The organism is Christiangramia portivictoriae DSM 23547 (genome assembly GCF_000423045.1).
GTDB classification, from domain to species: domain Bacteria; phylum Bacteroidota; class Bacteroidia; order Flavobacteriales; family Flavobacteriaceae; genus Christiangramia; species Christiangramia portivictoriae.
Map to the genome: position 1 here is coordinate 80544 of NZ_AUHF01000008.1, position 21560 is coordinate 102103.

Here is a 21560-nt window from a genome sequence, read left to right on the forward strand (position 1 = left end):
ATTTTGGATACTTCAGGTTTTCCTGAAACTCAAATTTGATTATCTTGATTTCGCGAATTTCTTGTCTGAAATTCAATTATCCATCACCTATGACGACAGGATCTGTCACCGGTGCAGCATACTTTTGCAAACTAAGATGTATACATGAAAATAGTTCATACTGCCGACTGGCATATTGGAAAGAAACTACATAAACATGATCTAAGCCAGGACTTCGATCTATTCATCGACTGGCTTGCCCATTTCATTGAAACTGAAAAGGTGGATTTGCTCCTGATTTCCGGAGATGTTTTTGACCTGGCGAATCCGTCTTCAGAAGCGCGAAGGCAATATTACAGAGCACTTATTCGCTTGCAAAAATTGAACTGCAAGATAATAGCTACCGGTGGAAATCACGATTCCCCGGCAATGCTCGACGCTCCCCAGGAAATTATGCGCGCCCTGGACCTTACCGTGATTGGCGGTCTAACACAGAATTTAGACGATGTGATCGTTCCGGTAAGAAATAGCACTGGAGAGATTGAACTGGTCATAGCTGCGATCCCTTATCTTAGGGATGCCGATCTAAGAAGCGGTGAACAGGCTTCCAATCATGAAGATAGAGTTGAAGCTATTCGAACGGGCATTGAAAGAATTTTTGCAGAAGCTGCTGCGATCTGCCAGCAGAAATATCCTGGAATACCTGCGATTGCCATGGGCCATCTATATACGGCTGGGATCGAATCTTCAGAAAGTGAACGGGACATCCAGATTGGCAATCTTGCTGCTTTCCGGGCTTCGCAGTTCGGTAATTATTTTAAATATCTCGCCTTGGGACATATTCACAAACCACAACGGGTATCTGCAGAAAAACCAGTTTTTTACAGCGGCTCCCCATTTCCGCTAAGTTTTAGCGAAAGAACAGATGAAAAAAGAATTCTTTTGCTGGACACAAGGTCTGGCTACGAACCAAAAAGTATTGCCATTCCCAGCTTCAGGAGGCTTCTTAAACTCAGTGGCAATCTTAGCGAACTGGAATTAAAACTTAATTCCCTGGAACATCACGCCAGTTTAAAGTCTTTAATAGAAGTGGATCTCGTGGAAGAACAATACGATGCCCATAAAGTTTATGCGCTCGACCAGTTAGTAGATCAATTTCAAACTGATGGGTTTGAGATCGTGAAACAACGCGTTCAATTCAAAAACCAGATAGATGGAAGTTCCCAGTTGTACCATGAGGAACAGCAGCTTGAAGATCTAAAGCCTAAAGATGTTTTTGCTGAATTGATCGCGACACATAATTATGCGGAAGATGATCAACATGAGATCATGGCTGCTTTTGATGAAATACTGGAAGATGTTCAATCTGGAAATACAGGCGTTTAAATGAAGATCTTAAAAATAGAGTTCGAAAACATCAATTCCCTTAAGGGGTCTTATAGTATCGATTTTACCAAAGAGCCTTTCACCACCAATTCGCTTTTTGCCATCACCGGTCCAACGGGTAGCGGGAAAAGCACTATTCTCGATGTAATCTCGCTGGCTTTGTTTAATCATGTGCCCAGATTGGGGAAGATCACTAAAAACGAAATTGCCACTAAAGGAGCAATTCTTACCCGGAACCAGAAAAACGCGATGGCGCGTATCACTTATAGCTGTAATTCCGGGATCTACAGTTCTCAATGGAGCATAGAAATCAACCGGAATAATAATCTGAATGATTATGAAATGGAACTTCATGATCATCAATCTGGAAAATTGATTGATCTCAAGAAGTCACTCATTCCAGGTAAGAACGAAGAATTGATCGGGCTTAATTATGACCAGTTCATCAAAGCAGTTCTCTTGGCGCAGGGTGAATTTGCCCAGTTTCTAAGAGCAAAGAAAGAGGAACGAGGTGAATTGCTGGAAAAGATCACTGGAACCGGCATCTATCGACAGCTTGGTATCAGGGCTTTTGAGAAAAATAAGGAAGCCAGCCAGGAGATCATACTGCAGCAAAATGAGATCAGGATCATTGATCAGAATTTACTGGATAAAGAGCTGCTTACCAAGAAAAGGCGGGATCTAAAGGAAAAATCGCAGACCTGTGAAAACTCGAAAACTGAGATTGAAAAGATCAAAAAAGCGATAGAACTAAAAAGATCTGTTTCAGAACTGGAAACTCAGCTTCATACGCTAAAGTCTTCTGAAAAACAGACGAAAGCTCAATTGGAAGTTTTTGAAAGGGAACAGGGAAAACAACTGAAATTCCACGAAAAGGTGGAACCTAAAGCTGAAAAGTTTCGGGAATGGTCTCAGAATATTTCCAGGATAAGGGAACTAGAGGTTGAGAAAACCAGACTCTCTAATAAGCTTATTTCTACAAAAAAGAATATTGAGGAGCTTCTGAAAAATGCTTCAACCCTTGTGCAGTCCAAACTGTCAGAAGAAAATATTGAAAAAAGCCTGTTCGGTTTTAGAGAACAGGTACTGGATCTACAACAAAAGAGAGCAGATAAACTTTCTCTTTATAACACTAAAAAAGAACAGTTAAAAACTGAATTAAGAGATACAGAGATTTTAGTAAGTGATGATGTTGCTGAGTTAAAATCGAGTCTCAATTCTGCTTTTAGTACTAATTCATCAGAATTAAACCGACTGCTTCAGAAACATCAAGTTTTGACAATCGTGGATATTTCCGAAGAAAAGGAAAAGCTACGAGTACTTCAGAAGCGATCGCGGGATGCCTACCGTTCTTTTATGGAGCTTCAGGATTGTAAGAAAGAATCTGGAGCGATTTTGGAGCAGTTAAAAATCCTGGAACCTGAGTTAAAATCTGCTCCGGAAAGGATCAACAATTTATCCAAAGACACAGCCATATTAAGATCTAACCTGGAAAATAAACAGCTTAGCCTTGAAAATTTAAAGTTGCGGGCGAGCCTGCAAGAACACAGGAAAAATCTGGTGGATGGAAAGCCCTGTCCTTTATGCGGAGCCACTCATCACCCGCTTGCAGAAGATAATGAGGCTAATGCTTCAGTTCTGGAAACTGAAATTACCAGCCTTTCCAAGAAGTACGAGAGTTCCCGGGATCAACTTACGCGAGAAGCGTCAAAACTGGAAACTCTGCGCAATAGTTTTACAGAGCTTTCTGAGAAATTAAAAACACTTCAGCAGCAGGAAAAAGAGCAGATTCAGCAGTTGAGCATTCATTTTGAGGAATTCAGCCATATTAAGACCCGAGAAGAATTTCAGGAATACGAAAAAAGCCTGGAAGAGAAACTACAAGATCTGGCTGAAATGGAAAGATATTCGCGTCTTGGCAATGCTTATAAAAATGCTCTACCTATTGCTGAAGCGCTTCAGGAAATAATTGAAGCTGGAAAGACCCTCAAATTACAGATCGAAAGGCTTTATTCGGGATCAAATATCCAGAATGATGTACAGCAACTGCATACGAACTGGATCAGGCTATTGCAGGAAAGAGACCATACCGAAGAACAACTGGCGGCCATAAGTTCGCAATATGCAAAGATCATGGAAAACCAAAGGCTGGTAGAAAGTGATCTTGCAAATTTCTGTGAAAAGCACAATTTTGAAAGCATAGAAGAGGCACGGAAAAATCTACTTAGCGAATCCCAGGCCAGTGATTTTAGAAAAGAAAGGCAACTTATAGCCGATCGATTGACCAGTGCCCGAGCCTCTGGCAAAACACTTCTGGAACAACTGTCCAGGTTGAAAAAGATCGAACCTGAACAGGAACGCGACATGCTTGAAAAACAGCTACAGGAAAAAACTACTGAGCTGGCCAGTATGGAAACTGCCTGTAAGGAAATTGAGCGCGTCCTGAAAAATTACGAGGAGCAAGTTGATCGTAAAACAAAACTTCAGGAAGAAATTGCAGAAAAGGAAAAGCTTAGCAAAAGATGGCGAATTCTGAATGAACTTATTGGAGACTCAAAAGGTAAAAAATTCAATGATTTCGCACAGGATCTTACATTGTTCAGATTACTCAGTCTTGCGAATGTTCGATTGAAGGACCTAAACGATCGCTATCTTATTGATAAACCAGAAGAAAAAGAAGATGACGGCCTGGTAGCTATAGATCAACACATGGGTGGGCAGCGAAGATCTGTAAAAACGCTGTCTGGTGGCGAGACTTTTATACTCAGTCTAAGCATGGCCCTGGCCTTGTCTGATCTTGCTTCTAAAAACGTAGAGATCAACAGCCTGTTTATAGACGAAGGTTTTGGAACGCTGGATCCTGAAACACTGGATCAAACACTGGATACTCTGGAACGGCTGCAAGCCGAAAGTTCCAAGACCATTGGAATTATTAGTCATGTAGATTCTTTAAAGGAACGAATATCCACCCAGATAAAATTAACCAGAAATGGACAGGGTTACAGCAGCCTGGAAATCACTTAAAAGAGAAAAGCCGGACTCTCCGGCTTTGTCTTAGGCTAATTCAATGATTAAAAATTAAAAATTGAACCATAGTTTTGAATTTTATCTCTTCATATAAACCTCCTTCTTTTTAGTCTCGATATATTTACGACAATTTGGAAGTCAGAGTTTTATGATAATAAACACTATTGGTTAAATGATTAACACAAAAGCAACAAAAGGCTTAAATTTTAAAATATTCGGCAAAAATTGTTGCTAAGCGGGTGTAAAGTCAGATTTCAAACGAAGGAGTTTAATTATCTTTACTCAAACTTGCTACTATAAACACTATTTATGGAAAAGAAGATCCTAGTCCCTACCAATTTCACCAAACATTCATGGAGTGCATTGATTTTTGCCATGAAATTATTCAAAAAGTTTCCATGTACCTTTTACCTAATCAATGTGTACAGCTCCCGTGGTTCTTTGAGCGAGGCCATGTCTATCCACAAGGAGGACGAGGAGGAAACCAATGCTTCTGTTTCTGAAAAAGGACTTGCACGCATCATGCAGGGGCTTAGTTTTAGAAAGGAGAATCAAAAACATCAGTTTGAGCAGATTAGTTATGACGGTAACCTGGTGGAAGGGATTCAGGAGCAGGTGATTAAACTTGGAATTGATATGATTATTGTTGGCTCTCCCGGAGATACGGCGGGTATTAATACTGCTGAAAATAACAAGATTTCCAAGATCACTGAAAAGATCAAAGAATGTCCTGTACTCGTGATTCCTGAAAAGTACGAGACTGCGATCGATCCAAATCTCGAAATCGTATTCCCAACAAATTTACGTAAGCCTTTCAAGCCGAGTGAACTGGAACACCTGGTTGAACTGGCCCAGAATACCGAATGTTCCATCAGGGTGCTGTATATCAATACTGAAGGAAAAGCGCTCTCCACAGAGCAGGAAAAGAATAAAGAGGATTTGCTAAAGCAACTGTCAAAAGTAAATACCAGTTTTCATATGCTTACTAAAACCAGTCCTACCACTGGGGTGCATTTATTTATAGAAAGCAGGGAAAGTGATTTTCTCGCGCTATATCAAAGAAAACAGGGATTCTTCGGAAAGATTTTCAACAAAGCCGCTATTGAGGATATCGATTTTGATCCAAAATTACCCGTTCTTATACTGAAGGAAATACGCTAAAGACTAAAAAAGCAGGTCATCAAGCTGTTTTCCATATAAGTGGTACCAATTTAATTTTAATGTACTTTGGTGCGGCAGGAGCAACTCAGTAAAAACCTGAAAAAGCATCATCGAAGCTGTGGATCAAACCAATTCAAAAAAGAAGACAGGAAAATCTAAATGGATCAAGCGTGTCCTGATTGCGGCAGGTCTCTTGTTTGTAGCGCCGTTGTTTCTTTTTATCCTGGGATGGTTTAGCAGGGATCTTTTGATCGATGAACTTCAGATATGGTACGAAGCGAACAGTAATGGAACCCTGGAAATTGGGGAAGTGAATGCGAACTTTTTCATTGGATTTCCAAATGTAGGCTTCAGTATAGAAGATGTCAAACAAAGCAGTTTTGATACCATTCTGGACAAGCGAACCATCATAAAGCTGGCGCGGGCAGATGTTAATATCTCGGCAAAAGACCTAATGCGTGGTGATGTTCAATTTCGAAATATCCGGATTAGAGATGCCAGTATACATACACAGGTACTTACTGAAAAGACCCTTCAGGAATATATTGAACTAAAGCTAAGGAAGCAGCTGGAGAACAATAGCGGCTTCGAACTTCCCTCCTGGATTCACCCAAAAATATCGACATTTCAATTGCAGAATGTTCATTTTATTGCTGAAAATAAGATGCTTCATAAATACTTCGACCTGGTGGCAGAGAATGTTACCGGAGAAATTAGATCTGAGGATGAACTGATTCGCGGAAATATCGACTTTGAAGTATTTATCAACGACCTTGGATTTAACACTCGCAAAGGCAGTTTTATTAATGGTGCGATGGTCACTGGAAGTCCGAGTTTTAAATTAAGAAATTCAAATAATAAGCTGGAAATCCCAGCTTTCAATCTTCAATTGGAAGATCAGAATTTTGATGCCAAAGCTCAGTTTGAATTTGAGCAACTTACAGGCTATGAATTCAGTTTAGAAAATAAGCTAACCGATCTTAAAAAGATCCAGCAATTCCTGCCAGATTCTCTGGCGGCAAAGATTCAACCATACCAGGTTCAGGAACCCATGGCAACTCGTTTGGAGCTTAAAGGAAAATTCGCATACGGCGACGTGCCTTTTATCCATGTAGACTTCAGCACTAAGGATAACCGCCTGGAGCTATTCGAAGAACATCAATTGGTGAATGTAGCCACACATGGTGTGCTTACCAATAATTTACATTCAGTTGACTCACTAATGGAACAACCCGGGAAACGCGATATCAAATTGTTCTTTAAGGACTTTTCAGCGAATTTAGGCGATATGCAGTTAAATGCTCAAAATAGTTATTACCAGTCTACAGCAACATCCAGAAACCAGGTAAAAGCAACAATCCAGGTGAATGGTTCGAATGAAGCTATGGCAAAGGCACTGAATAATGAAAATTTCAGCTTCAAGGGTGGCCAGTTTTCATTGGAGGCCGCTATCGATGGTAATATCGATGATCCTTATACGATACTGAATGCCGGGAAAGGTACTTTTAGCATGGGAAACACCCGGGTTATACTGGAAGAAAACAATGTGCAGTTACCTTTAAGAAAACTTCAGCTGGAGCTGGATCATAACAATTCTACACTCAGGGAATTAAAAATTGATCTGCCCAATGGCGAGCATTTGAACTTCCGCGGAAATGTTAAGAATGTCTCTGCATTAATGGCTTCCAATCCGGCAGAACCGGCAGAGGCCCGACTAAGACTGGACTCCGATGCGCTGAATATTGATAACCTCATCGATACGGCGACCAAATTTACGTCCAATAATGAAGAGGAGCAGGAGAACTTAAAAACCCTGCACCAGACATTGGCAGCGATCTACAAAAAATTTCAACCCGGCTTTCAACTAAATATTAATTCTGTGATCTACCGGGATAACCTATTTCAAAACCTGAAAGCCCGGGTACGCTTAAAAAATTCTGAAGTTATCCAGTTCGATCAGCTGGAGTTCGATTACCAGGATGCAGAAACTCTACTTAGCGGAACGGTTAGGGTTCCAGAGGTGAAAGAGAACATCAACGAGCCAATTTTCATAAATGTAGATGCAGATACAAAAGGTTCCATTCGGGTGTTCCAGGATCTTTTCAATATCCAGTTGGTTTCTTTAAGAAAAGGTGATTTTTCATTTAAAGGTAAGTTCACGGGCAATATTCAATATTTCGATCAACTACTTAGAAATGCGGAAGGTGACCTACAATTGTCTGAAACAGAATTTTACTATCCTGAGGCCGACCTGAAATTCGCCATGGATACACTACACGTTGGTATTGATAAGAGCAATATCAGCCTGGACCGCTTTGCCCTGGAAACTAAAGACCACCACCCTATCTATCTTCAAAGTACGATCACAGATTTTCCTTCCTTTTTACTGGAAGAGGACACCGACACCGGAAGTATTGCCGTAAAACTGGATGCAGATTATCTTGATATGGACCAGTGGCTGGAATCCATTGCTGAAATGGAGCGAGACACTTTGAAGAAGGCATCCCAAAAAGCCCATGTTTCAAATATATTCCGGGATATCTATAAATTTCACCCAACCATTCAAATCGAGTTGGATTCAGTAAAATACAACGAACTTGTTTCTGAAGATCTTCAGGCTTACGTTGTCTTTGAAAATGATTCTATTTTGAAACTTGATGACCTCTACCTGAAATTCAAAGAAACAAGAGCCAATATTCAAGGCTCTGTAACCGCCCGGGAACCCAAAATGAATACTGAAAATGAAAACCCGTTTGACTTCAGGTTTGCACTGGCTATGAATGGAAAATCCAGAGATCTCAATGAACTTCTTAATACGGTAAACTTTGAATTAAATTCAGGAGACTTTGAATTTACGGGTAGCTATCAAGGCCAGGCACAGGACCTTAGTATTCTTAATTCCAACGCTGAAGGTGATCTCAAACTAGGCGCCACCTTGGTCAAGATCAATGAAACAGCGCTTCAAATACCCGTGGATAGCCTGCATCTGGTCATTAAAAACGACCTCGCAAGCCTGGACCGGCTGGATATAGACCTTCCAGGCAAGAGTTCGATCGATATCACAGGAACTATCGATCATTTTTCAGACTTTATCAACAACAAACAGTCTGAACTTGGACATACTTCAACATTTAAGATCAAGTCTCCATTTCTCGATAGCAAGGATATCGTTGAATTCATAGGAGCAGATTCAGTCAAAACCAAAAAAGACTCGAAAGCAGGTTTTAAGATTGCCAATATCAAGGACATTCTTAGAAATATTAATGATTCCTATTATCCTTCAGCCAGTATCGCCCTGGACAGTGTATTGGTGGATGAGCTGGCAGTTTCAGATTTTAAGGCATCGCTTAATTTTGATCCCGAAGGCAATTTTAAATTAACCAATACAGATTTTAAATACCAGCAAGGTTCTGTGGGTATTCAACTTCTCGCCACCATAGATACTTCGAAAGTACTGCCGGTGCATTTGGAGACAGAATTCAAGAACATCGATATTCAGAAGCTATTAGAGGATCTCGACTATCTGAATATGGAGGAATTACGAGCTGCTAAGAAAATTGCCGGTACACTTCATCTAGATATTGACGCCAGAACCAGATTGCTGCCCAATGGCAGTATGGATCTAAACTCTTTAAACGGTACAGTAAAATTTGATCTTCAGGATTTAGAACTTTATGGCTTTAAACCTGTAAAGGAGTCGGTCGTACTTTTGAAAGAAGAGCGATTTGAAAAACTTAGATTCAGACCTATTACTCAGACCTTCAGAATTACGAACGGTGTAGTGAAAATTCCAAGAACACAGATACAATCCTCGGCCTTACAGTTGTATGCTGAAGGCGAATTTAAACTGGATGAATATGTTGACATCTGGCTTTCCCTGCCATGGAAGAACCTAAAATCGAATGACGGACTTCAATTACCACAAAAACAGTCCTATGAAGAGGCTGGAGCTAAATTCTATCTTCAATTGATTCAGAAGAAGAACAGTGAAGAAGAAAAAGATAAAAAGTTAAGGACACGGTTTCGCTTCTGGAATCGAGAGCTTAAACATAGAACTGAGGCAGATCATTAAAATTCCCGCCATACAGCGGGAATTCATTATCTATTTTTTACTCCGGAACAAAGATCAAAGCTGCGTACGCGGGAATTTCAAAAGTTGCCTTGCAGGCTTCTTCTGAAGGGCTGCTGGAAAATTCTGGATCATTAACTTCCATCTCCGAAAAATCGTCATCATACTCTTTTGCTACGGTATTTAAACAAAGTTTCCATTTAGAATTTTCCGGAAGATCCAGGTTATACTCCATATAATCTGTATTACTGAAGTTGATCACAATCAAAACTCTCGAGTTCTCTTCACCACGCAGGTACGCCAGCACCTTCGAATCGTTATTTAAATGAGTGATATTTACAGGCTGCTGTCTCAGACCCTCGTAGCCTGCAAATTCTCCTGTTCTCATCTTGATAAGATCGCTTACAAGCCTGGATATACCATGGTGTTTTTCTAATTTGTCCCAGTTGAGCTCTACAGTATCCTGAAAATATGAATCTTCCATAAATTCCTGACCCTGGAAAAGCATTGGAATACCTGGTGCGGTAAGACTTAGTACTATCCCCAGTAGCGCACGCTTTTTAGCGAATGCACTTTCAGCATCCCCCGGCTGAACTTCTTCCGGCACTCTCGCTTTTCCATTGGCGACTTCATCATGGGATTCAGTATAAATAATTCTTTTGAATGCATCGTTACTTTGCACAAATTGCAATGCTCCCGCGATCTTTTCCAGGTCCCTACTGTCATCATGAGTATCTGTTAGAACTTCCCGAACGGGATGAACAAAATTCATATCCCATTGTGAACCATAGCCAATTCCACCACTTTCAATGGTATCGGTAACCAGGTCATGACCTTTCAGATCTTCAGCAATAGTAAGAATATGAGGATATTTCTCCTGAATTTCAGCATTGATCTCGCGCATCATCTGGTTCCCCTCCTCAATTGCAGTGTCTTCACCCAATCCTCCACCTTCGAATCGAATGTAAGAGGTGGCGTCCATACGCAATCCATCGCAACGGTATTTCTCTATCCACATAAGGGCATTATCTCTTAGATACTGGCGAACTTCTTCCCTTCCGTAATCGGGACGGGTATCTCCCCAAGGGGTACTGCTTCTATGGTCATTATAGAAATAAATACCACCCTTGTTATTTTGCGACCAGCCATCAAATTGCCAGAGATCCATGTCTGAAGGACCAAAATGGTTGTAGACTACATCCATGATTACTCCAATACCATGTTCATGAGCTGCTTTCACCAGGTTTGCGAGTCCGTCTGGACCGCCATAATCCTGTTCGATGGCAAATGGATGTGCCGGGTTATATCCCCAGGATTCACCGCCAGGAAACTCTGCCACGGGAAGTAACTCGATACAATTAATTCCCAGACTTTTAAGATAACCCAGTTTTTCTATAACATCCTGAAAAGTACCTACGGTATCTGCCGATTTTCTATTAAAAGTTCCAACGTGTAACTCATAAATTACCAGTTGATTAAAAGAAGGTAACTGGTAATGACTATCACCAAAGTCGAAGTTTAGATCCCTGATAACAGAATTACCGTCACTATTGGTAAGCTCAAAGGCGTAAGGATCATTACGATACAAAACTTCACCATTATTGTGGATCACATATTTATATTCATCTCCCGGTTTGGCCTTATCGGTCGTGCCAGCCCAGTAACCATTTTCTTCCCTTTCCAATTCCAGGTCATCTGCATTCCATGCATTAAAAGTTCCTGTTACAAAAATTTTCTCAGCGTTTGGCGCCCACACTCTAAAGGTGGTAAGGCCTTCCTGCAAAATACTCCCCATTCCTGGTGAATGTTTTATGATAGTTTCCATATTCTTTTTCTGAATTAATTAGTTCAAAGTGGTCTTAAAACAAGTAATAAAAGTAGCTTCAGATCCTATTACAAAACGTTAATTGTCATTACCTTAACTAAAATATCAAGTACACTTGCTGCAATTAAAATCTACAAACAATCGGCAATTCAAAGGATATGGATTTAAGATCTAGTGAACCATTCTGGCTTCAAAAAAACGGACTTCTGAATAGCTACCCTTCTCTACAGGAAGACCTTGAAACTGAAATTTTAATTGTTGGTGGCGAAATCACTGGAAGTTTGATCGCACATCAATGCATCAATGATGGGTTTCAAACGACTTTAATAGATCGCCGGGATATCGCCAATGGAAGTACAGCGGCTACCACATCGATGCTGCAATATGAAATAGATGTACCACTCTCTGCACTCATAGCAAAAATTGGGAAAGAAGCTGCGATACAAAATTATCAAGCCTGTTCAGATGCTATTGATACTTTGGGAGCTTTAGTCAAAGAGGTGAAATCAAAATGTGGTTTTAAAAAGAAAAAGAGTCTGTATTTCGCTGCATATAAAAAGGACGTTGCTGCACTTAAAAGAGAATTCAACGCCAGAAAAGAAGCTGGTTTCCCGGTGAAATGGCTTGAAAGCGAAACTATTGAAGAATTATATGGAGTCAGTCATACACATGGAGGTATTTTAAGCGACCAGGCGGGAAGCATAGATGCCTACAAACTGGCTCACGATCTTTTGAAGTTCAATTCAAAAAAAGGACTATGCATATATGACAAAACAATCATTGCGCATGTGGATTATGGAAAGAACGGAGTACAGGTTAGCTTAGAAAATGGCAGGCATATCAAATGCAAAAAATTGATTTACTGCAACGGTTTTGAAAGCACGGAAATCATCAGAGAGAATTTCGTGAAATTACTATCCACCTACGCCATCGTTGGGGAACAGCAACCAGAAAAACTTCACATGGAAAACCTGGTGGTATGGAATACGGCCAACCCGTATATATACATGAGAACCACCACAGATCATAGAATACTCATTGGTGGGGAAGATGAGGATTATGTAAGTAGTACCAGGCGGGAGGCTAACCTGGAAAAGAAGGCGAAAAAATTAGAAAAAAAAGTATGGCAACTACTTCCGGATACTGCTTTTAAAAGAGATTTTGCCTGGGCAGGTACTTTTGGAGAAACCAAAGATGGTTTGCCATATATTGGAATTCATCCGGATTTTGATTCTACATACTTTGTTCTGGGCTTTGGTGGAAACGGGATCACCTTCTCTGTCACTGGGATGGAATTGGTCTCCTGCTTCTTGGCCGGGAAAAGCCATAAACTCAGCGAGTATTACAGGTTTCAAAGAAATTAAGCTTTAGAAACTCTATAAAAGAAAAAACCCGCAATGATATTGCGGGATTCTAATTGCGGAGAAAGAGGGAACGTAACGACTTTATTTTCAACTTTCTATTAAACACTAAGAATTCTAATGAACACCCTGTACTTACTGGTAACATCAGTATTTACGAGTGCTTTAAAAGAATAAAAGAAATTAAGTAAAAAAAGGACAAATAAAATTTTCTTCGGTACAAGTTACGGTACAAGTTTTTGTTTTCATAGATTTGACTACCAAACAGAATAAATGGCTTCCGTAAAATTCCAGGTTCGGGGAAAAAGAAACCCGTCAAAAATTACTGCTAGATTAATAATTGATAAGGATAATGATTTTAGAAGATCTACTCCAATATTGGTCAATCCAAGATATTTCAATAATAAAGGTGGCAAGGTTCGTCAGATAGCAGAGTTCACAGATAAGTTATCAGTACAAGAAAAACTAGATGATCTTAGGCACTACATAATTCAAGAATACAACAAAGCAGTTGCAAATTCTACTTACATAAATAGTGACTGGTTGCAGAATTGTATTGATTCAAAATTTGAAGTCGTAAAAAAAACTGATCACAATATACTTACTAATTATTGTGAGCTTTATGTAGATAGGCTGAAGCACAAGACTAATGATAAAACTGGAGAAGTAGGTAGTTCCAAGGCTACTATCACAAAATACAATACTATTAAGACGAAAATTGAAAATTTTGAGAAACATACCAGAAAAAAATATAGGCTTACCGATGTAAACTTAAAGTTCCGAAACGCATTTCTTAAGTACTTACTAGAAAAAGATAAATTAGCCCGAAATACTGCTGGACGTTACCTCAAATTTCTAAAAACAATTTGTTTAGATGCCCAAAGGTATGGCTATCAAGTTAGCCCTGAGCTTCCTTTAGTCAAAGGTTTTAAAGTCGAGGTAGAAAAGATTTATCTGACTTTTGACGAAATTGAAAAGATTTCAAATACTGAATTTGAAGAAGAGCACTATAAAGCTGCCCGCGATTGGTTGGTAATTGGTTGTTTTATAGGCCAAAGAGTTAGTGACCTATTGAAGCTTACCAATGAAAACATAGTTAAATACAAAGGGAGAAATTTTATCGAATTGGTTCAGCAGAAAACTAAAACTAAAGTCACAATTCTAATACATCCAAAGGTTGAAGAAATATTAAAAAAATATAAATGGGACTTCCCTCCTAAATACAGTAAGAATTTCGATAGTTCAAAGGCTAAATTCAATCTTTACATAAAACATGTGGCATTCGAGGCAGGCCTAGAAGAAAAGATAGAAGGCGCCAAAATTCATGAGAAGAAAAATAGAAAAGAGTCCGGTGTTTTTCCCAAGTGGCAATTAGTTACTTCACATATATGCCGTAGATCTTTTGCAACCAATCATTACGGGGAATTACCTACTCCTCTATTAATAAATGTCACTGGACATAGTACAGAAAGAGAATTTTTAAATTATATAGGAAAAACTCCAATTGATTACGCCGATCAAATGGCTAGTTATTGGGATAGATTAACAAACAAAAATGATGACAACTAGAGAACTTCACCAATATTTTCACAATAACGGATTTTATATATCCCAAAAAAAATTTAAAGAACCTTTTGAGTTCTCAGAAATGAGAGAACTCCCGATATTATATAAAGTTCGTGATTGTTTCATTGATGAATATATACATTTTACCTTTAGACTTAAAGATCTATTGATGGATGCCGAAAGAGAAGTATTAGACCAACTTTCATTGTACAAAGACAAGCAAGGCAAAGTACATGCATGTTATCGGATGATTGATAAACTAAGTGAAGAATATAAAGACATAAATTGGGAACCTTTATTAAGTAAGGAGAATTTTCATAACGAATTACTTATGAAAACAAAATTCGAAAGTTTAATATATAATCTTTTTAGCTTAAATGACCAGGAAATTGAGGAGTGGGATGAGAACTCCGAATACATTCAGGAAGCAAAACCATATAGTAGTGAAGTTTTCGGTGGAAACTTCAGAGATCAGCTTTTGAGTATCATAGATGAAGATTGGAGAAGTTTTAAAGACTTAGTATATATTGTAATGAAATTAGCCGTAATAAACTCAGAAGTAAATAATAATACTTCAAGTACAGAAACGGAAAAAAAATCTAAGAAAACCAATAAGGACCGATTTTCCAGAAATCAAAGAGTTTTATTATTAGATCGATTAGGTTTTATCGCAAATAATGAGAATAAATCTAATGTTGATTTGGCTAATATTATTTCTAAATTGACAGATTTAAATGAAGACAATATTAAAGACTCCTTAAAATCCCTCGATAAATCATCAACTGAATTAACTCGACAGGAAAAATTAGATATCAAGAGGGTAGATACTTTTCTAAATTCACTTAACACCTAAATAACTCATATTCTTTTTTTTACGTTATTCTGGGGTAACCTATGGGGTTACCCCAAGACATAAAATTTGATTAAGTCAGGATAAGTTTGCCCAGAACTTAAAATCAATTTTTATGAAAAACAAAGTAATTCAATTGATCAATGTTGATCCAGAAGATCTGAAAAATGAAATAATTTCAGATTTAGTCAAAGAACTCAAAAAATTTTCGAAAAATTTTAAACCAAAAGAACCTGAAACTTGGATTGGCCGAAAGGAAGCATCCGAAATTTTAGGTGTCACCTTCCCTACTCTATTAGACTGGAATAAAAAAGGGATTCTCACTCCTTACAAGGTCGGTAATCGCGTTCGATACAGACGCTCGGAAATAGAAAAAGTAATTATTAACTCAAATAAAAAGGCTTCAGAATATAATTAATTCTGAAGCCCATATCTACTATTTGATTTATCAATTTTTATGAGCAAGAAACCAACGAATCGAAGATTTACTTGGAGTGAGATAAAAAAAGATTTAGAACAAATTATGAATAAAGATCCAGATATAGAAATAATTAAACTATCAATTCAGGTCAAAAAATATAAAGGAGACAATCCTAAAACTGCATTGTTAGTATATAAAAAATAAAACGATGAAATATTTGAGAATAGGGTCTGAATATTATAAATCGGTTTTACAACCCACCCTCTATAATAGGAAGATCAAGAAATTAATAAAATGGAAAAGACAAACTATAATTGACGATCATGGCAAAGATGAGCTTGATAACATTCCAAAATATGATGGATTTACAGTTATTCCCTCCCATGAGAATTATGAAAAAGAAATTGGTGGATTTTATAATAAATATTCAGAATTAAATCATACTAAAAAGGAAAGAGGTTACAATATCACAGATATAACTCACACTCTAGGCTTCTTAAAGCATATTTTCGGTGAACAATTTGAGATTGGACTTGACTACCTCTCTCTATTATGGCATAAGCCTTCACAACTACTTCCTATCCTTTGTTTGGTAAGTGAAGAGAGAAGTACTGGAAAAACTACTTTTTTGAATTGGTTAAAACTAATTTTCCAGGATAATATGACTTTAAATAAAAATGAGGATTTAAGAAGTCGGTTTAATTCTGACTGGACCGACAAACTAGTGATTGGTATTGATGAAGTTCTATTAGACAGGAAAGAAGATACCGAAAGACTTAAAAACCTCTCCACCGCAAAAGATTTTAAAACAGAGGCGAAAGGTAAAGATAAAGATGAAAAATCATTTTTTGGAAAATTCATTCTTTGTTCTAATAATGAGACAAATTTTATTTTGATTGACGAAAAAGAAATCAGGTTTTGGGTTAGAAAAATTAAAACATTGAATAATTCAGATCCAAATCTACCCAACAAATTGGAAAAAGAGATTCCTTGGTTTGTTAAGTACTTATCAAATAGAAATATAAAGCATAAAAAACAGTCAAGAATGTGGTTTACTAGATCTCAAATTCATACCGAGGCTCTTGAAAATTTAATTAAAGGGACTATGTATAATAACGAAAAGGAACTTGTTCTGATATTAGATGAGTTATTAGAAGATTTCAATGTAGGTGAATTAAAGTTTACTTTGAGTGATCTACAGGAGCTTTTCAGTGATTCAAAAGTGAGAATAAGCAGAAGAGAATTGAATCGTATTTTGGAAGAAAAATGGAAACTTGAAAAATATAATTCAAGCTATAAAAAATATTACAAAACTTACCTCCCTGGTAAAAAAGAATGGTGTGTAGAGCATTCAGAAAATAAAGGCCGGTACTATACTTTCAGGAAAGACTTTATTAAATCCATGTTGAAAAGTTGACAAATAAATGTTGATACTATCTTAGCTAGATAAAAGAGAATTTAAATCAACCAGTATTCAACAAATAATTAGTTGAATACTGGTTGAATTTTTTTAGCCGGCTTAAAAGGCCTCAGAAAGCTTTTCAACTTTCAACATTTAGTCTAAGTTCCGTTCTACTAATTAAAACTTTATCCAGAATGGAAGTCTTTCCATCTGTCAAGATTCTTTTGTGTTACGTTGTGTCCCGATAATTCATGTTCAGGATCGTTTCAACATATTAGGAAATGATATGTCGCGATACGGCACGTTAATGCCCGTTAATGCATATTAGAGCACGTTATATCTCGATATTAAAAAAATTGCACTTTAAAAACTTACGGGGTAAGCATATACTTATTTTACTGTGAAATGGGTAAGTATATACTCATTATTTAAACTAATTACTTGTTAACTTTGATAATTTATAAAAGAAACTGGGGGTAAGTTTTTCATTTTACAGTAGGAATGAATTATTTATAATTGGATATGAAAACAAAAATTTATTTAAAAATATTAATTAATGGAAAATCCATTTGAGCTAATCCTGGAAAGATTAGACCGAATAGAAAAGAAATTGGATCAATTGGAAAGTAAACAAAGTGATGATGAATTAATGGACCTTGAAGAAGTTGCTAAATACATCCATTAAAAAAAAACTCAATTTATGGCCTCGTAAAGAAGAGAAAAATTCCTTTTATAAAAGCAAGCGGCAAATTACATTTTCGGAAAAGTGAAATTGATAACTGGTTAGATAATAGAAAAGTTAAATCTAAATCTGAGATTGAGCAGATGGCTGATGAGTATATTCTAAAAAATCCTCTTAAATGAAAATTGTAAATTAAAAACGTTATAAAAATTTACTACTATGCTCTAGAAAATAGCTGTTACCGTTAGAAATAAAATAATTAACTTTCCCAATTAATAGGTCTAAGCTATCTAAACAGTAACCCTACTCTACCAAATTGGATTAATAGAGACCTTTGTTACCAATTTTAAAAGAATTTATGTACTTAATCGACAAAGAAAGTAACAGAATTACCAAGCTTAAGCAAAAAACATTTTCTGAATTAAGATTTAGAGAAAGAGATCATTTACAAGAATGGATTGCCAATAATCCATCCTCACTAGGGGAAGAATTATTAATTATTCAAAAAGAATTTTGTGGATTTACCGAAACAAATGAAAGGTTAGACTTACTAGCACTTGATAAACTTGGAAATATTGTAGTAGTAGAAAATAAATTAGATGATTCTGGTAAAGATGTAACTTGGCAGGCTATAAAATATGCATCTTATTGCGCAAGCTTAACAAAGCAGGATATAATAAAAATATATCAAGACTTCTTAGGTACTTCTGCAATTGCACAGGATAAATTATGTGATTTCTTCGAAGGGAAAGATATTAGCGAGATAGTTTTAAATCAAGGATTAAATTCTCAAAGACTGATTTTAGTTGCTGCAAATTTCAGAAAAGAAGTCACATCATCAGTATTATGGTTACTAAACTTCAAAATTAGATTACAATGTTTTAAAGTCACTCCATTTGCATACGATAATCAATTATTTCTAAATGTAGAACAAATATTACCTACGAAGGAAACGGAGGATTTTGCAATTAGTATTTCTACAAAAGCTCAGGAAGAAATTGAGGTACAAGAAACCTTGAAAAATCGCCATCATGTCAGATTGAAATTTTGGGAAAACTTCATAAATCATAGTAATTCAAAAAACAATCTTTTTTCGAATAATTCACCTTCAAAAGAGAGTTGGATTGGTAAAGGAATTGGAATGAGTGGAGTTAGTTTAAATTTAGTTGTAAGTAGTAATTATTGTCGATGTGAAATAATCTTTAATCGTGGAAGTAAAGAAGAAAACAAAGACCTATTTGATTATATATATCAAATGAAAGATAAAATTGAAGAGGATTTTGGCGGTCCCCTGAACTGGGAAAGAATGGATGAAAATGTAACCTGTCGGATTAAACATCAATTAGACGGTTTGAGTTATTTTGAAGAAACAGACTGGCCCACAATAAATGAGTTCCTCGTGGACTCCTCTGTTAGAATGGAGAACACATTCAAGGAACCGATAAGAAAATTAAATCGGTATGCTAAAAACAGGTGATTTAAACACGTAGAATCTAAGGCCAAAATCCGCATATCCGTCAAAACCACTTTGCCTATAACAAGAACTTAAAATCTATTTAATTGAACAAAAGATGAGATATCGAAATAGAATCAAATTAGCACCAGGTTTAAACATCAATTTATCTAGATCAGGTATTAGTGCAACCGTCGGTCCAAGAGGAGCAAATATCAATATAGGAAAAAGCGGATCATATTTGAATACGGGGATCCCTGGGACGGGACTTTACAAGAGGAATAGAATTTCCGGTTTAAATGGGAGGCCTGAGCATTTAACTAGTAACTCCACAAATAATGTAGGAGTGCAACTTGACTTAAATGAAAATTATGAGCCGGTTATCCAAATTTTTAGTGAAAGTGGAAGCAATATAACAAGCGAAACTCTTATAAATAAGATAAAAAGGACTTCAGAATATAAGGAGAACTTAAAAACTATTTATAAAAAATATGAAGATCTAATACATAAACAGACCCTCGAATTTACAGAAATCCATAAACAAATCATTACTCCAATAACAAGAATAGATATAGAAAAGGAAATTGAAAATTTAAAACCTGAAATCTATTCAAAAGAAAGGTTTAAGAAACGTGAGCCTTCACTTGAGGAAACTGAAAAGGAACTTCTGAGGGAAGCCAAAGAAAATTATCGATCAATACTATTTTGGAAAAATAGCAAAAATCGGAAGATATATATATCTGAAAATTTAGAGGTAAGGTACAAGACCAGATTGGAGAATTGGAGACATGAAAAAAGCTTTTTTGAAAATGAAGAATCAGAAAAAGAGCGAAAGAAAAACGATGAATTTCAAAAAGAATTTGAATTCAAAAAGCGACTATTGGAAGGCAATTTGGAAGGAACAAGTGAAGCCGTTCTAATGAACTTTGAAACAATTTTAAATGAAATTAATATAAAACCTGAATTCTTTTTAGATTTTGAATATGATGAAAAACAAAAACATTTCCATATCGATTTAGATCTTCCAGAAATCGAAAATATTCCAAATGAGACTGGAAGTATTTTAAAATCAGGCAAATTGTCTGTGAAAAATAAAACCCAAAAATCGCTTAAAGAAGATTACGCAAAATGTGTAACAGGTCTTGGTTTACTAATCGCAGGAGTCGCTTTTATGTCTGGTGCCGGAGTTGAAAAAGTATTTATCTCAGGATATTCTCAACGAATTGACAAGAGAGACGGGAAAGAAAAAAACGATTATTTGTATACGATAGATCTTGATAAAGAACAATTTTCAAAGATTAATTTTGAACAAATAGATCCTTTAGAAACTTTTAAATTGTTCTCACATAACATATCACTTTCTAAAACATTTGAATTTACTCCTATAGAAAAAACTTTAATAAATCAACAAGTCTGATTATTGATTAAGCAAATAGTGGATTTTGAATTAAATAGGAATTTAGAAATCCATTAAAATGAGATACATAATTATTAACCAATGATTATTTAGGAAAGATCCATAAACAGGCAACTCATAGAGACTATTTTAAAATCTCAGAAATTAATCAATGACTAAGAGGAAAGTTTATCAATTCATTCATCACAATTCATTTTTCATCAACTTTATATACGGGCTTATTGTTTTAAATGTGCTTTTGGTGGTATTAAGTTCATATAAGGAAATTAGGAACGATTTTGAAAATTTGCTAAGCGGTTTTGAAGTATTTTCAGTTATAATATTTTCATTGGAGTTTCTTTTACGATTATGGACTTCCGACTTAAAATATGAATCAGGAAATAAGATTTCAAAACGGGTTAAATTCATTATCTCTAAATATGGTTTGATTGACCTTATAGCTATTTTACCATTTTACCTACCATTTATTATTCCTTTTGATTTAAGAGTCCTCAGAATCTTACGACTATTTAGGTTATTAAGAATTTTCAAATTAGGTAGGATTTCAAAATCTATGCAAACAATTAGTAGTGTGCTGAGAGAAACTAAATCGGAATTATTTGTAACCTTATTTGTGGCTGCAATTTTATTGGTTCTTTCATCAACTTTAATGTACTCAATTGAAAATGAAGCTCAACCTGAAAAATTTGAAAATATTGGCCAAGCTTTATGGTGGTCCGTTGCAACTTTGACGACTGTAGGTTATGGAGATGTTTATCCCGTAACAGGGATTGGGAAGGTATTAAGTGCGATAATTGCTTTAATAGGTATTGGGTTTGTGGCGCTACCAACCGGTATTATAAGTTCAGCTTTTATAGAGAAGGTACAAAAAGACAAAAAGAAACAAGCTTCTAATTATAGGACCTGTAAATGCCGCAACTGTGGTGAAGAATTAGTGGATCACGGATTATAAAGAAGATAT

General features: G+C 36.5%; 16 protein-coding genes. 15 read left to right on the top strand and 1 reads right to left on the bottom strand.

The annotated features are described in order from the left end of the window. The first annotated feature begins 144 nt into the window (after nucleotides 1-144). The 4 genes from G529_RS0107060 to G529_RS0107080 all read left to right on the top strand — a co-directional run bounded on the left by G529_RS0107060 (nucleotide 145) and on the right by G529_RS0107080 (nucleotide 9625). Nucleotides 145-1365: an exonuclease SbcCD subunit D C-terminal domain-containing protein gene (locus G529_RS0107060; RefSeq protein WP_026914875.1), complete on the top strand. Its 1221-nt coding sequence runs from the start codon at nucleotides 145-147 to the stop codon at nucleotides 1363-1365. After that, nucleotides 1366-4389, top strand: coding sequence for an AAA family ATPase (locus tag G529_RS0107065; protein WP_026914876.1), 3024 nt, complete (start codon nucleotides 1366-1368; stop codon nucleotides 4387-4389). A 312-nt stretch (nucleotides 4390-4701) separates the two neighbouring features. Beyond that, nucleotides 4702-5553: a universal stress protein gene (locus G529_RS0107070; RefSeq protein ID WP_026914877.1), complete on the top strand. Its 852-nt coding sequence runs from the start codon at nucleotides 4702-4704 to the stop codon at nucleotides 5551-5553. Between the two features lie 118 nt (nucleotides 5554-5671). Beyond that, on the top strand, nucleotides 5672-9625 hold the full coding sequence (locus G529_RS0107080; protein ID WP_026914878.1) for an AsmA family protein: 3954 nt from the start codon (nucleotides 5672-5674) through the stop codon (nucleotides 9623-9625). Nucleotides 9626-9662: 37 nt separating this feature from the next. On the opposite strand, the gene G529_RS0107085 is transcribed toward G529_RS0107080, so the two are convergent. Then, entirely contained in the window at nucleotides 9663-11447 is a 1785-nt protein-coding gene (locus tag G529_RS0107085; RefSeq protein ID WP_026914879.1) for an alpha-amylase family glycosyl hydrolase, read from the bottom strand. A gap of 158 nt (nucleotides 11448-11605) precedes the next feature. On the opposite strand from G529_RS0107085, the gene G529_RS0107090 reads away from it, so the two are divergent. The 11 genes from G529_RS0107090 to G529_RS0107135 all read left to right on the top strand — a co-directional run bounded on the left by G529_RS0107090 (nucleotide 11606) and on the right by G529_RS0107135 (nucleotide 21551). Further along, complete coding sequence (locus G529_RS0107090; RefSeq protein ID WP_026914880.1) at nucleotides 11606-12811, top strand: NAD(P)/FAD-dependent oxidoreductase; 1206 nt, start codon at nucleotides 11606-11608, stop codon at nucleotides 12809-12811. Nucleotides 12812-13081: 270 nt separating this feature from the next. Beyond that, on the top strand, nucleotides 13082-14377 hold the full coding sequence (locus G529_RS15575; RefSeq protein ID WP_051201374.1) for a phage integrase SAM-like domain-containing protein: 1296 nt from the start codon (nucleotides 13082-13084) through the stop codon (nucleotides 14375-14377). Continuing rightward, complete coding sequence (locus tag G529_RS0107100; RefSeq protein WP_157514565.1) at nucleotides 14364-15227, top strand: hypothetical protein; 864 nt, start codon at nucleotides 14364-14366, stop codon at nucleotides 15225-15227. The genes G529_RS15575 and G529_RS0107100 overlap by 14 nt, the downstream gene beginning before the upstream one ends. Nucleotides 15228-15339: 112 nt before the next feature. Next, nucleotides 15340-15642, top strand: coding sequence for a helix-turn-helix domain-containing protein (locus G529_RS0107105; RefSeq protein WP_035695750.1), 303 nt, complete (start codon nucleotides 15340-15342; stop codon nucleotides 15640-15642). Nucleotides 15643-15681: 39 nt separating this feature from the next. Continuing rightward, nucleotides 15682-15849, top strand: a complete 168-nt coding sequence (locus G529_RS16500) for a hypothetical protein (protein WP_157514567.1) — start codon at nucleotides 15682-15684, stop codon at nucleotides 15847-15849. A 4-nt stretch (nucleotides 15850-15853) separates the two neighbouring features. After that, a complete protein-coding gene (locus G529_RS15580) occupies nucleotides 15854-17062 on the top strand; it encodes a primase-helicase family protein (RefSeq protein ID WP_035695751.1) in 1209 nt (402 codons plus the stop codon). A 541-nt stretch (nucleotides 17063-17603) separates the two neighbouring features. Beyond that, complete coding sequence (locus G529_RS16760) at nucleotides 17604-17732, top strand: hypothetical protein (protein WP_262489254.1); 129 nt, start codon at nucleotides 17604-17606, stop codon at nucleotides 17730-17732. Between the two features lie 47 nt (nucleotides 17733-17779). Continuing rightward, a complete protein-coding gene (locus G529_RS16855) occupies nucleotides 17780-17911 on the top strand; it encodes a hypothetical protein (RefSeq protein ID WP_422678726.1) in 132 nt (43 codons plus the stop codon). Nucleotides 17912-18063: 152 nt separating this feature from the next. Continuing rightward, nucleotides 18064-19206, top strand: a complete 1143-nt coding sequence (locus G529_RS0107125) for a DUF4268 domain-containing protein (protein ID WP_211220655.1) — start codon at nucleotides 18064-18066, stop codon at nucleotides 19204-19206. 94 nt (nucleotides 19207-19300) lie between these two features. Next, a complete protein-coding gene (locus tag G529_RS0107130) occupies nucleotides 19301-20599 on the top strand; it encodes a DUF4236 domain-containing protein (RefSeq protein ID WP_026914884.1) in 1299 nt (432 codons plus the stop codon). Nucleotides 20600-20750: 151 nt separating this feature from the next. After that, entirely contained in the window at nucleotides 20751-21551 is an 801-nt protein-coding gene (locus G529_RS0107135; RefSeq protein WP_026914885.1) for an ion transporter, read from the top strand. Nucleotides 21552-21560: the final 9 nt, after the last annotated feature.